Below are 14,688 nucleotides of genomic sequence, written 5' to 3'. Positions count from 1 at the left end.
AAACTTCATTAAAATGCTGCTAATTCTCGAATAGCTGTTGTTACTTTCTCTTTGTTAAGCATAAACTCTTTTTCAAGTGGTGGACTGTAAGGCATAGCCGGTACATCTGGCCCACATAAACGTTTGATCGGTGCATCCAGTTCAAAGAATGCTTCCTCAGCAATCACCGAAGCAACTTCCCCACCAAATCCACCTGTTTGATTATCTTCATGAATGACAAGGACTTTGCCTGTTTTAGCTGTTGCTTCTAAAATCGCTTCTTTGTCGAGCGGAACCAGCGTTCTAAGATCTAGTACATGCACGCTGATTCCTTCTTTATCTAACTCTTCAGCAGCTTGCAAGGCAAAATGTAAAGTTAATCCGTATGAGATGACGGTAACATCAGTCCCTTCACGCTTTACATCTGCCTTTCCGATCGGAAGTGTGTAATCTTCTACTGGAACTTCTCCTTTAATTAAGCGATAGCAACGTTTATGCTCAAAAAACAAAACAGGATCCTCATCACGAATGGCCGCTTTTAGTAACCCTTTGACATCATATGGGGTTGATGGCATAACAATTTTAAGGCCCGGTACACCAGTGAATAATTTTTCTACACTTTGAGAGTGATAGAGGGCGCCATGAACACCCCCACCATATGGAGCACGAATCACGAGCGGTGCCGAAAATGTTCCATTCGAACGATAACGGATTTTCGCCGCTTCACTAACAATTTGATTAAAAGCAGGCATGATAAAATCTGCAAATTGCATTTCAGCTACAGGTCTCATGCCGTAAGCAGCTGCCCCGATCGCAACACCCGCAATAGCCGATTCCGTTAAAGGAGTATCTAAGACGCGATCTTCTCCAAATTCTTCGTGTAGTCCCGCTGTCGTACGGAACACACCTCCACGAACTCCAACATCTTCTCCTAGTACAAATACGCGTTCATCACGCTTCATTTCTTCTTTTAAAGCGAGCGTTACCGCATCGATATATGAAATGACAGGCATATTTTCCCCTCCTCTTTATTCTGCATATACATGTGTATACGTTTCGCTCGTTTCAGGATAAGGTGCTTGTTCCGCATACTCAGTAGCCTCATCCACTTCTTGTGCTACTTCTTTATTCATGCGTTCCTCCACGTCATCCGTCAATAAACCTTGCGCGATTAAATACTCCCGGTAACTTACAAGTGAATCTTTCTTTTTCGCTTCATCTACCTCATCACGCGTACGATAACTACGATCGTCGTCATCACTAGAATGGGGTACTAATCGATAGGAAACCGCTTCAATCAATGTAGGTCCTTCTCCATTACGTGCTCGTTCTACAGCCGTTTTCATCGCCTCATATACGGCTAATGGGTCGTTGCCATCTACTTTAATACCAGGGAAACCGTAGCCATCAGCACGTTTATAAATATCTCCACCTGCAACTTGCTTAGAAATGGGTACCGAAATGGCATATTGGTTATTTTCAACTAAAAATATAACAGGTAAGTTGTGCACACCAGCAAAGTTACATGCTTCATGAAAATCTCCTTGATTACTTGAACCTTCTCCACATGAGGTTAAAACGACGTGATCTTTCTGTTCCAGTTTGCCAGCATAAGCGATGCCTACAGCATGTAAAACTTGGGTCGTTACAGGAGATGAACCCGTTAAAATGCGATAGCGATGATCCCCATAGTGACCTGGCATTTGTCTGCCACCGCTATTCGGTTCTTCTGCCTTCGCAAATGCGGATAGCATCTGATCTTTTGCATTTTGTCCAAATACTAAAACCATTCCTAAATCACGATAATAGGGACAAAGCCAATCTTTTTCTCGATCAAGTGCAAATGTGCTTCCCACCTGGATCGCTTCTTGGCCTTGACATGAAATGACAAACGGAATTTTCCCCGCACGATTTAACAGCCACATCCGTTCATCGATTTTACGTGCCAACAACATGTAGCGATACATCGATAACGCTTGTTCATCAGACAGACCGAGTTGTCCATGTCTTTTTTCACTCATCTACTATTCCTCCTCTTGTTAGCCATGAATGGCTTTTCCATCTACTGCTGTAGCTGCCTCACCATATACTTCGGAAAGCGTTGGATGTGGATGAATCACATTCGCAACTTCCCAAGCCGTTGCATCTAATACCGTTGCAAGACCCGCTTCCGATATGAGATCCGTAGCGTGGGCCCCAATGATATGTACCCCTAAAATATCATCAGTTTTTTCATCAGATATGATTTTAATAAACCCATCAGGCTCACCAAAAACCAACGATTTACCAGCAGCACGGAAAGCTGTCTTTCCAACTTTGATCGTGTATCCTTCTTTCTTAGCTTCTTCTTCTGTTAAGCCAATACTCCCTATTTCTGGACGACTATAAGTGCAACGGGGAATATGTTTCGCTTCAATCGGTTGTACTTCCTTTTCTGCCATATGCTCAACAGCTAAAATACCCTCATGGGAAGCAACATGAGCCAGTTGATAACCACCCACTACATCACCAATAGCATAAATGTGCTCTTCTTCCGTCTGCATATAACCATTTGTTTGGATGACACCGTTTTCCACCTTAATGGATGTATTATTTAAACCAATATCGTCAATATTCGCATCGCGCCCTACCGAAACGAGTACCCGATCGGTAGATAGCTCGACCGTCTCTCCATTTTTTTCTACAGAGAGTGTTACACCTTTCTCTGATGTCTTTATACGATCGGCTAATACTTTACTCGATGTCAGCACTTTTACTTTTCGTTTCTTTAAGATACGTGTCATCTCTTTACTAACATCAGCATCTTCGAACGGAAGAATTCGTTCTGCATACTCGATAACGGTTACGGAAACACCAAAGTCACTCAACATCGAGGCCCACTCGATTCCAATCACACCCCCACCTACGATCACCATTTCATTTGGGAGCTCTTCCATCTGTAGTGCATGATCTGAATGAAGGATATGCGTTCCATCAATAGTAAGGCCAGGTAAGGTGCGTGGACGTGATCCCGTTGCAATCAGAACAAATTTTGGAATCAACATATCCGGTTCACTACCATCTGCTTTTTCTACCGCAATCGTACCGGGTTGTGGAGAAAATATAGAAGGCCCTAAAATTCTACCCGTACCATGATAGACATCTACCTTATTTTTTTTCAGAAGCCCCTGTACGCCTTTTTCCAGTTGACTTACAATTTTATTTTTTCGCTTTTGCACGAGTGGCATCTTAAGTTCAACATCGTTTGTTTCAATACCAAATTCAGTACTACTTTTCATATTTTGATACAGTTCAGCACTGCGCAGTAAGGTTTTACTAGGGATACAACCTTTATGTAGACATACACCTCCTAGTTTTTCTTTCTCCACTACTGCAACTTTTAATCCTAGTTGCGACGCACGTACAGCCGCTACGTAACCCCCTGGTCCTGCTCCAAGGACTACTAAATCATAGTTCTCTGTCAACCTAATCCTCTCCTCTGATCCGTTATGATAAAACGCATTCGGCTCTCATATACATGCTGTGAAAGCCGAACACGTATGTCAGCTATGCATGTTGGTAATGGGTAGAGTGAACAGGTGGATAGGTTAATGCTTCTTCTTCACCACGTGATACCCGTAATCCACCTTCAGCTAAAGCTTGTAGTTCATTCTCACCTGCTACAATATGAACAGGGCCAATCCATTGGATACGCTCTTTAATCATTTGGGTAAACAATGATCCGTATGCTAATCCACCGGTTAAAATAATAGCATCTACTTGACCATACAAAACGGTGGCGCAAGAACCGATTTCTTTAGCTACTTGATAAGCCATGGCTTCATATACTAATTTCGCTTTTTCGTTCCCGTTTTCGATCTCTTGTTCAACCACACGCGCATCTGAAGTTCCCAGGTAGCCCATCAAACCACCACGACCTACGATCATGCGCATGATTTCACTTGCAAAATATTTTCCAGAAAAACTGAGTGCAACCAAATCACCCACTGGAATGGTTCCTGCTCGTTCAGGTGAGAATGGGCCTTCACCGTGTAGTCCATTATTTACATCTATCACTCGGCCTAGATGGTGTGCTCCCACTGTAATCCCGCCACCCATATGCGCAACAATGAGATTCATCTCTTCATATTTTTTCTCATTTTGGTGCGCCACACGGCGTGCGACTGCTTTCTGATTCAAAGCATGGAATATGCTTCTTCGTTCAATATCAGGCACACCGGAAACACGTGCTAGTGGCTGTAATTCATCAACAACCACTGGATCGACAATATAAGCATGAATGTGTAATTGATCAGCAATTTCTTGTGCAATAATGGCACCGAGATTAGAAGCATGTAAGCCATATTTCCCTTCTTTTAAATCAGCAACCATTTCCGGATTGACCTGATAAGTCCCACCGGGAATCGGCTTCAACAAACCACCTCTTGCAACGACCACGTTAAGACGTGTTAAGTTTATTCCTTCACGATCGAGTGTATCTAGTATGACCTGTTTTCGGAATGGGTATTGTTCATATAGATCAACAAATTGAGCTAGTTCATGTGGATCATGACGTAATGTTTCTTCCAGAATCATTTTTTCATCATCAAAGACACCGATTTTTGTAGATGTCGACCCTGGGTTTATCGTCAGAACCCGAATCGGTTCATGCACGTTTAAACACTCCATTTCTTTTTCACAAACTTTCGATTACGAGCGGATATTTAATAAGTTGCGCTCACTTTGTAAAAACATACTACGTGAGCGACGCATCGTTTCAATTCGCTCTTCAGCTAAACGGTTCGCTGCTTGGTAACTCGCAATGCCATCACGTTCAGCTATCGCAAATACTTTCATAATATTATCGTAAATCCCTTCCACTTTCTTGAGCGCGCGATCACGATTATATCCGATTAACTCATCCGCTACATTAATTACACCACCCGCGTTAATCACATAATCAGGTGCATAATAGATTCCTTTTTCTGCTAATAAATCGCCATGACGAGATTCTTTTAATTGGTTGTTCGCAGCTCCTGCCACGACTTTACAACTGAGTCGATTAATCGTGTCATCATTGATAACTGCTCCTAAGGCACACGGGGCAAAAATATCACATGCCACATCATAAATTTTATCCGGATGCACGGTTTCTGCACCAAATTCATCTACTGCTCGTTTCATATTCTCTTCATTAATATCCGTCACAATGAGCTTAGCACCCTCTTCATGAAGATGTTTACATAAGCTATAAGCAACATTCCCCACACCTTGTACCGCAATCGTTTTGCCTTTAAGTGAATCCTCACCGAAAGCCATCATAGCTGCTGCTTTCATACCGCGGTATACACCAAATGCAGTTACAGGTGACGGATTCCCACTGGAACCAAACTCAGGTGAAACACCTGTTACATATTTAGTTTCTTGGTGGATAAGATCCATATCTTCAACCGTAGTCCCCACATCTTCTGCTGTAATATAACGTCCATTTAGCCCTTGAATAAAACGACCAAAAGCACGGAACATCTCTTCGTTTTTATCTTTTTGTGGATCGCCGATGATTACCGTTTTTCCACCACCTAGATTTAATCCAGATGCGGCATTTTTATAAGTCATTCCTTTTGCTAATCGAAGCGCATCTTCAATCGCCTCTTCTTCTGATTTATACGTCCACATCCGTGTACCACCTAAAGCTGGACCTAGAGTAGTATCATGAATGGCAATAATCGCTTTTAAACCTGAGTTTTTATCTTGGCACATGACCAATTGTTCGTAATCATACTTTTCCATGTAGTCAAAAATAATCATTATAACTCCCCCTTAATTAAGGACGCTTTTGGTTATCAGCTTGTAAAACAGCTAGCGCAATTGAATATAGTTTTGCTTCACTGGAATCAGAACGTGAAGTAAGCACAATTGGGCTTTTGGCCCCAAGAACTAAAGCGCCTATTTTACTGTTAGCAAAATAAACGAGTGATTTATATAAGATATTTCCAGCTTCAATATCAGGGACAAACAAAACATCTGACTGACCTGCTACTGGGCTCTCAATCCCTTTATGTTTAGCCGCTTCTACTGAAATCGCATTATCGAGCGCAAATGGTCCGTCAACAATAGCTCCTTTAATCTGCCCACGTCGATTCATTTGGGTAAGTGCAGCCGCATCTAGTGTTGGTGGCATATTCGGATTTACGACTTCAACCGCACCCAACACACCAATGCGGGGCTCCACATTTTCAAGTGAATGGCAGAAACGAATGACGTTTTGACAGATCTGGGCTTTTTCAGGCAATGAAGGTGCCACATTTAAGGCAGCATCTGTCACATGAATCAGTCGATCATATCCAGGAACTTCAAAAACGGCAACGTGGCTTAACACTTGTTTTCCAATACGCAACCCGTTCTCTTTATTTAAGATCGCGCGTAAAAAATCAGCGGTTTGAACCATACCTTTCATGACGACATCCGCTTCTCGCTTATTGACCGCTGCAACTGCACGAGAGCAGGCATCTGGAATGTTTTCAGCATGAATAACTGAAACACCCGTTTGTGGAAGGTTAAGTTCTTCTCCTAGTTGACCAATTTCACGCTCATCACCAATTAACAAGAACTTGGCAATTCCCTTTTGTAAAGCAAGTGAAACCGCCTCCAATACTTCACGATCTGCCGCTGCAGCTACTGCAACTGTAATCGGGGATTTTGAACCAGCTTTCTCTAATACTTCATCAAATGTTTTTATCAATGATTACACCTCATTTACTGACTCAACTTCTGATAGCGCGTCACCTATTTACTAAGAATAAGATCTTCCGAAGCGTGTGTATTTGGCTCTGCTTGCACTTTGGCCAACCCGCTCCACCAGAACTCCCTTTCGGTCAGACAAGTTGTCTGCTTCTTCCTTCAGAGTTTGACCTAGCTACGTTCCGGTGGGTAGGCATTTCTGCTCAAAATACACTTCCTCATTTTGGCTAATCAGCACTACTGTTTAGAAATATTTTACACGAAGTCGTCAGTCACCATACAATATAAGCAAATTGCATGCCAACATCAACCACCTGTGTTTATCGGAAAACAAGCGCGCAAGTTTTTGCTCTTGCAATTTATTGCAAGCATTATTTTGCTAAAACCTGCAATAAATTGCAAGTCGCTAGACTACAGTAGTTCATACTTCTCTAATTTGTAATATAGACTACGGATAGAGACTCCTAGTCGTTTAGCCGTTTCTGTCTTATTATGACCACACTGCTCAAAGATCTTTTGCACATAACTTTTCTCATACTTATGTAGTGCTTCTTTTAAAGATATCACTTCACTCCCCTCAGCAACAATATCTTGTTCATCTTGCTTTGAAGATACAGCATGTAAAACGGGCAGATGTGTGGACATAATCACTTTATCATGAAAGCCCATATTGATCATAGCACGTCCCAATACATTTTCTAATTCTCGTACATTACCCGGCCAATCATACTGCCGCAACTGTTCAAGTGCTTTTTCATCGATCACTTCTACGTATCTACCATACTCCTGATTAATTTTTTTTATCAGGTGTAACGCAAGTTCAGACAAATCCTCTTTATGCATACGTAATGGCGGAATTTGAATCGGGAGAACATTTAAGCGATAGTATAAATCTTCACGAAAGCGTTTCGTTTGAATCGCATGTTCTAATTGAACATGCGTCGCAGCAATTACCCTGACATCAACTGGAATCGCTTTGGTTCCCCCAACCCGAATCACTTCTTTTTCCTGTAGAACACGTAACAACTTCGCTTGTGTACTAGGCGCCAACTCGCCAATTTCATCCAAAAATAGCGTGCCGCCGCTCGCTTCTTCAAATAATCCAGTCTTCCCTCCTTTTTTGGCACCAGTAAACGCACCTTCCTCATACCCAAACAATTCACTCTCTAACAGCGTTTCCGATAGTGCTGCACAATTCACACGAACAAATTGATTATACTTACGATCACTCGCATGGTGTATGCTATGTGCAAACAATTCTTTACCCGTTCCAGATTCTCCCCTTAATAGAACCGTTGCTCTTGTTTTGGCAGCTTGTCTCGCTTGTTCCTGTGCCACATACATCGCTTCACTACTTCCCATAATATCATCAAATGTATACTTCGCCTCTAATGTACGGATGATCCGACGCGCTCGCTCTAGATCACGATTCAACTGTGTCAATTCCGTCACATCATGTAAAATACCCACACTTCCTTTTAACTGATCCCCATTCATAATAGGCGCAACATTGACAACAACTTCTTTTCGATATGGACCTACTTTGAGTCGAACTCCTCTAACCGGTTTTTGAGATTGTAATACACGCATATGCATACTTTCTCCTTCAGATATGTCCGTTTCTGCCGGTTTACCAATTACATCAATCGGTTCTAAACCCGTAAGCCTGGTATAAGCGGGATTAATAAGCATTCCTAACCCATTTTCATCCACTACTGATATCGCATCATCAGAAGAATTAATAATGGCTTGTAGCATCATTTTTACACTTTCTAGATCCGTAACCTGCTTATTTAAATCTTTCAATTCACTCACATCACGAAATACAGCAACAGCACCAACCACTTCTCCTTTTTCATTTCTGACAGGTACACGATTGCTCATAATTTCAGTTCCTGAAGAAAGGGTTTGCATCCGATTTAACTCTGGTAAACCCTTTTCTAATATATAATGAAGGCGTGTATTAGAAATGGTGTTCACTACTGGTTTGCCTACTACTTCATCCCCTTTTAATCCAACAATTTTTTCAGCGGCTCGATTAAACAAGGTAATATTGCCTTGTTTATTAACAGCAATCATCCCATCATGTGTAGAATTTAGGATGGCTTCAAGCTCTTGTTGCCTACCAAACCAAGCACGAAACCATCTTTCTTTTTCGTGAATTAAACGTACCATCAGCTTAGCCACATCACCAGAAATAATCATCGTACCGACTAAATTTCGCTGTAAAAGTGCGGGATATATAGCCGGGTCACCTGTAACTTCTAAAATGACATCTGGTCTATATTTAAGAAAAGGCTCCATATCATGCCCCGTCTGAATTCCCAATGCCTTCGCTTCAATCACGGCAGGGGCATCATCACGAACATCTACAATGCCGATTACACTTACGAACTCCACACTGGATAGCGTCGCTAAAATGGCCCTTCCCCCTTTTCCGCCACCTATAATCAGAAACTTTTGCATTGAAATTCACTCCTTTATCTGGCTCTTATCTTAACATAATCTGAGTAGCTAGCAGTAATTTCAAATATCCTTCATAATTGAAATCAGCAATGACTAGCATCCTAGGCGCTATTCCTGTACTATTATAGGAAAGAAAGGCGGTTTTCAGCTGATGAAGATGATATACCAACGCATCCTAGCCATCTTTATCATGTGTATTCCTGGCGTTATCGCCATATATGGTTGGACCTTGATGCGTGATGTTTTATTTGATTCTGCAAGTTTAGGTACTTTTTTAGTCTTCCGCTTTAGCATTGGCCTCATTTTATTTCTATTGGGAATCGCAATCATCGGTGGCTTTATTTTTCGTCATGACAAAAAAAGAAATAAAATACAACCCAAACTACTGCGAAAAAAAGAGGAAAAATAAAAACCACTACGAGTCTCATTCTCCTAGTGGTTTCTTTAATCGATTCTCCTGTTAGATACGATACATCTGTAAGTCGAATCGGGATAAACTAAGTGATACGATATCCTAATCTCGACAGAGGTGTACATCTATGATCATGCTCGTAACCGCCATACTCGTCTTAATCTTTAACGTTCCCTACCTCCCCCCAGCGGATATAGATATCCTAAATCCAGAAGAAATAGAGCAACACTTTAGGCAAAGCCAATTAGAAATAGTGGTTGATCCAACACAAGTTACACTATATTTTGACTATATTCCAGATGCAGATGGACGAGTAGAAATATATCGGGATGGTAAAAAAATCGGAGAGACGACCTCTCATCATTATATTGATCGACACAAAAAGTCAAACAACCCTTATACCTATGAAATAAGGGGCTTACGTAAACGGACTCCCGCAGAACAGAAAAAAATCTTTCATCAACTTCAACTCCATCAAGTGAGGCTAACACCACAAATATCGAAGCAACTCCGCTATCATGAATATCGACTGTCCAAAACGATTTCACAAGATCCCATTTCAACATCTCATTCAAATACGACATACACCTTGCGTTATACTACTTTTATTCCGCCTGAGAAGGTATTTCTCTTCCGTTCCTATTATAAAGGGGATCATCGCACTTTTTCGTCCGTTGCCGCATCTTATCGGACGCGTGTTGATGTAACAGCTGATTTTCCCACCAAACAGATCCGTGACCGTGTGTATATAGGTGAGACAGTCGCTTACCACCGCAATGGGAAGCTACGATATCGTGGTTACGCCTCTAAAAAAGGAATCAAATTCGCTTCAAAATCAGCTGTAGGGGGTCAAGCTATCAAATGGAGCTACACACATTCTGCGAGGAACCCACACACGAAGCTAGCCCCTTCACTAAATTGGCAATATGATGCCACGATATGGAAAAACGGGGACTGGCAAATCGTTGGCCAACATGATGGTGCTCCTGCACATGAACTCTATTTATCCGCAAACCATCATCCTTGGCAAACCATTTATCAGTACCAAGCACCGCAAAATACACATGATTTAATAGCTGGCTTAATCGGGTACCAAGTAAGCTTTAATCGATCAGGTCATTTTTCAAACCCAAAAAAGTAAACCCCTCTTTCTAGAAGAGAGGTTTGCTTATCTATTCATTATGCTTTTTTTGTTTTTACATCAGGGCGATTTTCCCAAGCTTCTACACCCTTTAATCCGTCAATACTATCTGCATAGAAAACAGGATCTTTTCCTTCTTTACGTTGTGCCAAATAATCTTTTAGCGCCGCAAAAGCAAACTTACCAATCAGTGCAATCGCAATTAAGTTGACAGTCGCCATAATGGCCATCGCTAAATCGGCTAAGCTCCATACGGTTGCCAAGCTGACTACCGATCCAAAGAATACCATCCCCATTGCTGCGATGCGGTAAATGGTTAAAGTAACCTTGTTTTTATTAATAAATTCGATATTTGCTTCTCCATAGTAGTAACTACCAATGATAGAGCTAAAAGCAAAGGTAAAGATCGCAATGGATAAGAAATAACCTGCCCAACTACCAAAATGATCTCCTAAAGCCGCTTGCGTTAGAACAACTCCAGTTAACTCTTCAGACGGAGCTTGTCCTGACAATAAAATGATAAATGCAGTTGCACTACATACGATAAGTGTATCAAAAAACACACCAAGTGATTGAATGAAGCCTTGTTTAACTGGATGGGATACTGTTGCAGTAGCAGCAGCGTTAGGCGCACTTCCCATACCCGCTTCGTTGGAGAATAGCCCACGCTTTACCCCCATCATGACAGCAGCACCCATTCCGCCACCAACCACTTCTTGCAAACCAAACGCGCTTTTAATGATGAGTAAAAACACATCAGGAATCGCCGAAAAGTTCACTATAAGTACATAAGTTGCCAAGATAATATAGAACACAGACATAATCGGAACGATAATTTCCGAAAAACGTGCAATCCGGGTAATTCCTCCAAAAATGATAATACCCGTTAAGATAGCAAGCACAGCCCCAACTAGATATTTATTGGTATCAAATGAACCACCAAATGCCTCTGCAATGGTATTACTTTGCACGGAGTTAAAAATAAGACCAAAACTAATGATAATTGAAGCAGCAAATATTGTGGCTAGCAATTTTGAGCCTAGCTGTTTGGTCATATAATAACCTGGTCCACCCTTAAAGCCTACTTTATCTTTTACTTTATAGATTTGTGCCAATGTACTTTCTACAAAAGCTGTTGCGCCCCCTAGTAACGCCACAACCCACATCCAAAATACAGCCCCTGGTCCACCAGCAGCAATCGCTGTTGCCACACCAGCAATATTACCTGTTCCGATACGAGTAGCAGCACCAATCAAGAAGGCTTGCATGGAAGAAATTTGTTTACGACCATCAGCAGAAATGGTCGCTTTATCAAATAGCACCAAAAACATTTCTTTGATTTTAATGATTTGTACGAATTTTGTTCTTATTGTGAAATATATACCTAATCCAATTAACAATCCAATCAAGATATAAGTCCAGAAGATATTATTCAAAAAATCAATCGACCCAATCAAAAAATCTCCGACACTAATTAAAAAGTCTGGCAATTCACAACACCCTTTCTGTTTCGTTTATTTATTAGTCTATTATGGCAGATTACAATTAGAAAATCTAGTGTATTTATTTTCCAATTAAGTTGTTTTTTTATTCTTAAACCATATTAATACATACTTTACTTTCAAATAAACTCATTTAAATCCAGGCTGAAGTATCAGAAAATGAGATCAATACGCTACTGCCCCACATATAGAAGTGGAGGTCGAACCCATTTCAAAGATCAAACATAAGTTAAATGTAAACGACACACCTCACAAAGAAGGGAATTGAGATGAATCTATATCCAGTTTATTTAGAGACTACGCACAGATGGAAACATTGGTTATCACAATGTTTAACACATATTCAGTTGCCCGCACTGCATGTCGCTTGTCGTCGACTACTCAAACAAGTTAATGAGTTAGAAGGCCAAATTCAAAAAGGGAAGCTTCCTCCCCCAACCGATGCACAAGCATTACAAAACCTATATCGCTCTCTACAATTGCTATTTCAATGGAGTCAATCCACATACACAACCCCAGTTGGAAAAAAAATTTCCCACCATTCGTATGCAGAGGAGCCTCATATACCGATAGGTAAGCATCAACTTCCACCTCTCCCTTATCCATATGATGCACTTGAACCTTACATTGATGAAGAAACCATGCGCATTCACCACAATATCTTACATCAAAACTATGTAAATGGCTTAAACAAAGCTGAAGTGAAACTACAGGAAGCACGTCTTTCAGGTGATTTCGATTTGATCAAACACTGGGAGCGTGAGCTCGCCTTTAACGGAGCTGGTCATTACCTCCACACCTTATTTTGGGAGATCATGTCTCCCAATGGAGGAGGCGAACCTCCTGCTATACTCATAAAACAAATTGAAAATAGCTTTGGCAATTTTGAGCAGTTTAAGCATCAGTTCTCTATGGCTGCTTCTGCCGTAGAAGGTGGCGGTTGGGCGATCTTAGTGTGGAGTCCACGTAGCCATCGTTTAGAGATCTTACAGGCAGAGAAACATCAAAATTTATCACAGCAAGATACCATCCCCCTGCTTGCGCTCGATGTATGGGAGCATGCCTATTATTTACGATATAGACAAAAGCGAAATGAGTATATCAATAATTGGTGGCATATCGTCAACTGGGCAGCAGTATTACACCGTTTTAAAACAGCACAACAAGTGACGTGGCAACCTTATTAACGGAAGGTTGCCACGTTTATTTTTGGCGGATACAAGGTTATATCGTTATATACTTAATGACAGCTCCATGCTGGCTATCGTCACAAATAAAGCGCGATCTCCATGACCAGATCGCGCTTTTGTCAATTTGAACCGTTTAAGCTCCATTCAAAAGAAATTAGCAAAAAATTCGAACATACCTTTTAACGAATAGTAGATTTTCACTCCCCAAATTGGTAGCACTAGAAGCTGAACAAATAGCAGTATCATAATGGTACTCATATGCATTTCAAGCCCCATCTTTAACCACCTCATTCGTCTAGAGTGAAAGATGCATGCGACTACTATTTCGATTATACTATATTAATCTTTATTTTACGAATAAATAGAATATAAACCCCTTAGTCAAACGTAACCAGGTGGCCATCTATCCGGATGGTCACCTGGTAAGAGGCGATATCCACCTTATACGCCTACTTGGTGTTCAATCCGCAGTTTATCGGCAACCATGGCAATAAACTCACTATTGGTTGGTTTTGCTTTAGATACATTGATGGTGTAGCCAAATAATTTTCGAATGGAGTCCATATTCCCGCGACTCCAAGCTACCTCGATTGCATGGCGAATCGCTCGCTCTACTCTGCTTGGTGTCGTGTTATATTTTTGCGCAATACGCGGATACAAAGTTTTGGTAATGGCTCCGAGTAAATCTAACTCATTATAAACCAAGCCAATCGCTTCACGTAGGTATAGGTACCCTTTGATGTGTGCTGGTACACCGATTTCATGGATAATATTCGTGATATTCGCATCTAGATGATTACTTGTTTTCGGGCTAACAATCTGTGTTTTCACTTCTGGTGTAGCAGTTGCTTTATGTCCGATGAACATTTGTCGAATACGTGTAGTGAGCACATCCATATCAAACGGCTTTAAAATATAGTAAGATGCACCTAGTTCGACTGCGCGTTGGGTAATATTTTCTTGTCCGAACGCCGTTAACATAATCGTTTTAGGTATGGGTTTTATATCCAAGCTCTGCATTTTTTCCAAGACACCCAGTCCATCTAAATGAGGCATAATAATATCTAAAATTAATACATCAGGTACTTCTGTTTTTAATTTTTCAATTACATCGCCACCATGATGGGCAACACCAATCACGCTTAGATCTTCATAACTTGAAAAGTGTTCTTTCAGCATATCAGCAAATTCACGGTTATCATCCGCGATTAATATTCGGATCTGACTCAAGGGGGGTTCCTCCTATACACGTTTCCTAATTTACAGCTCTTGCTATTC

General features: G+C 41.1%; 12 protein-coding genes. 3 read left to right on the top strand and 9 right to left on the bottom strand.

The window, feature by feature from the left end:
• Window positions 1-8: 8 nt before the first annotated feature.
• The 7 genes from IC619_RS10660 to IC619_RS10630 all read right to left on the bottom strand — a co-directional run bounded on the left by IC619_RS10660 (window position 9) and on the right by IC619_RS10630 (window position 9,165).
• Entirely contained in the window at window positions 9-992 is a 984-nt protein-coding gene (locus IC619_RS10660) for an alpha-ketoacid dehydrogenase subunit beta (protein ID WP_191139775.1), read from the bottom strand.
• A gap of 15 nt (window positions 993-1,007) precedes the next feature.
• The gene (locus tag IC619_RS10655; protein ID WP_191139776.1) at window positions 1,008-2,000 is read right to left on the bottom strand and encodes a thiamine pyrophosphate-dependent dehydrogenase E1 component subunit alpha; all 993 of its coding nucleotides are present in this window, start codon (window positions 1,998-2,000) and stop codon (window positions 1,008-1,010) included.
• An 18-nt stretch (window positions 2,001-2,018) separates the two neighbouring features.
• Window positions 2,019-3,443, bottom strand: coding sequence for a dihydrolipoyl dehydrogenase (gene lpdA, locus IC619_RS10650; RefSeq protein WP_191139777.1), 1,425 nt, complete (start codon window positions 3,441-3,443; stop codon window positions 2,019-2,021).
• Between the two features lie 82 nt (window positions 3,444-3,525).
• Complete coding sequence (gene buk, locus IC619_RS10645; protein ID WP_191139778.1) at window positions 3,526-4,647, bottom strand: butyrate kinase; 1,122 nt, start codon at window positions 4,645-4,647, stop codon at window positions 3,526-3,528.
• A gap of 21 nt (window positions 4,648-4,668) precedes the next feature.
• Window positions 4,669-5,766 (bottom strand): Glu/Leu/Phe/Val family dehydrogenase, encoded by a 1,098-nt coding sequence (locus IC619_RS10640; RefSeq protein ID WP_191139779.1) that lies wholly within the window; start codon window positions 5,764-5,766, stop codon window positions 4,669-4,671.
• A gap of 16 nt (window positions 5,767-5,782) precedes the next feature.
• Entirely contained in the window at window positions 5,783-6,697 is a 915-nt protein-coding gene (yqiS, locus tag IC619_RS10635) for a phosphate butyryltransferase (RefSeq protein ID WP_191139810.1), read from the bottom strand.
• Between the two features lie 413 nt (window positions 6,698-7,110).
• The gene (locus IC619_RS10630) at window positions 7,111-9,165 is read right to left on the bottom strand and encodes a sigma-54 interaction domain-containing protein (protein WP_191139780.1); all 2,055 of its coding nucleotides are present in this window, start codon (window positions 9,163-9,165) and stop codon (window positions 7,111-7,113) included.
• A gap of 151 nt (window positions 9,166-9,316) precedes the next feature.
• Here IC619_RS10630 and IC619_RS10625 point away from each other — a divergent pair, with 151 nt between their 5' ends.
• Both IC619_RS10625 and IC619_RS10620 read left to right on the top strand, forming a co-directional pair.
• Window positions 9,317-9,574 carry a DUF2627 family protein gene (locus tag IC619_RS10625; protein WP_249669822.1) on the top strand — a complete coding sequence of 86 codons (258 nt, stop codon included), beginning with the start codon at window positions 9,317-9,319 and terminating at the stop codon, window positions 9,572-9,574.
• Window positions 9,575-9,704: 130 nt separating this feature from the next.
• Entirely contained in the window at window positions 9,705-10,718 is a 1,014-nt protein-coding gene (locus IC619_RS10620; RefSeq protein ID WP_191139781.1) for a DUF3238 domain-containing protein, read from the top strand.
• A gap of 38 nt (window positions 10,719-10,756) precedes the next feature.
• Here IC619_RS10620 and IC619_RS10615 read toward each other — a convergent pair whose 3' ends face one another.
• A complete protein-coding gene (locus tag IC619_RS10615; protein WP_249669821.1) occupies window positions 10,757-12,208 on the bottom strand; it encodes an alanine/glycine:cation symporter family protein in 1,452 nt (483 codons plus the stop codon).
• A 281-nt stretch (window positions 12,209-12,489) separates the two neighbouring features.
• Here IC619_RS10615 and IC619_RS10610 point away from each other — a divergent pair, with 281 nt between their 5' ends.
• Window positions 12,490-13,407 carry a superoxide dismutase gene (locus IC619_RS10610; RefSeq protein WP_191139782.1) on the top strand — a complete coding sequence of 306 codons (918 nt, stop codon included), beginning with the start codon at window positions 12,490-12,492 and terminating at the stop codon, window positions 13,405-13,407.
• A 444-nt stretch (window positions 13,408-13,851) separates the two neighbouring features.
• Here IC619_RS10610 and spo0A read toward each other — a convergent pair whose 3' ends face one another.
• The gene (gene spo0A, locus IC619_RS10605; RefSeq protein WP_191139783.1) at window positions 13,852-14,640 is read right to left on the bottom strand and encodes a sporulation transcription factor Spo0A; all 789 of its coding nucleotides are present in this window, start codon (window positions 14,638-14,640) and stop codon (window positions 13,852-13,854) included.
• Window positions 14,641-14,688: the final 48 nt, after the last annotated feature.

The sequence above is a fragment of the Polycladospora coralii genome, assembly GCF_014773435.2.
Lineage (GTDB): Bacteria > Bacillota > Bacilli > Thermoactinomycetales > Thermoactinomycetaceae > Polycladospora > Polycladospora coralii.
Note: the sequence above shows the minus strand (reverse complement) of the source record. Positions and strands in the feature narration are given on the sequence as shown.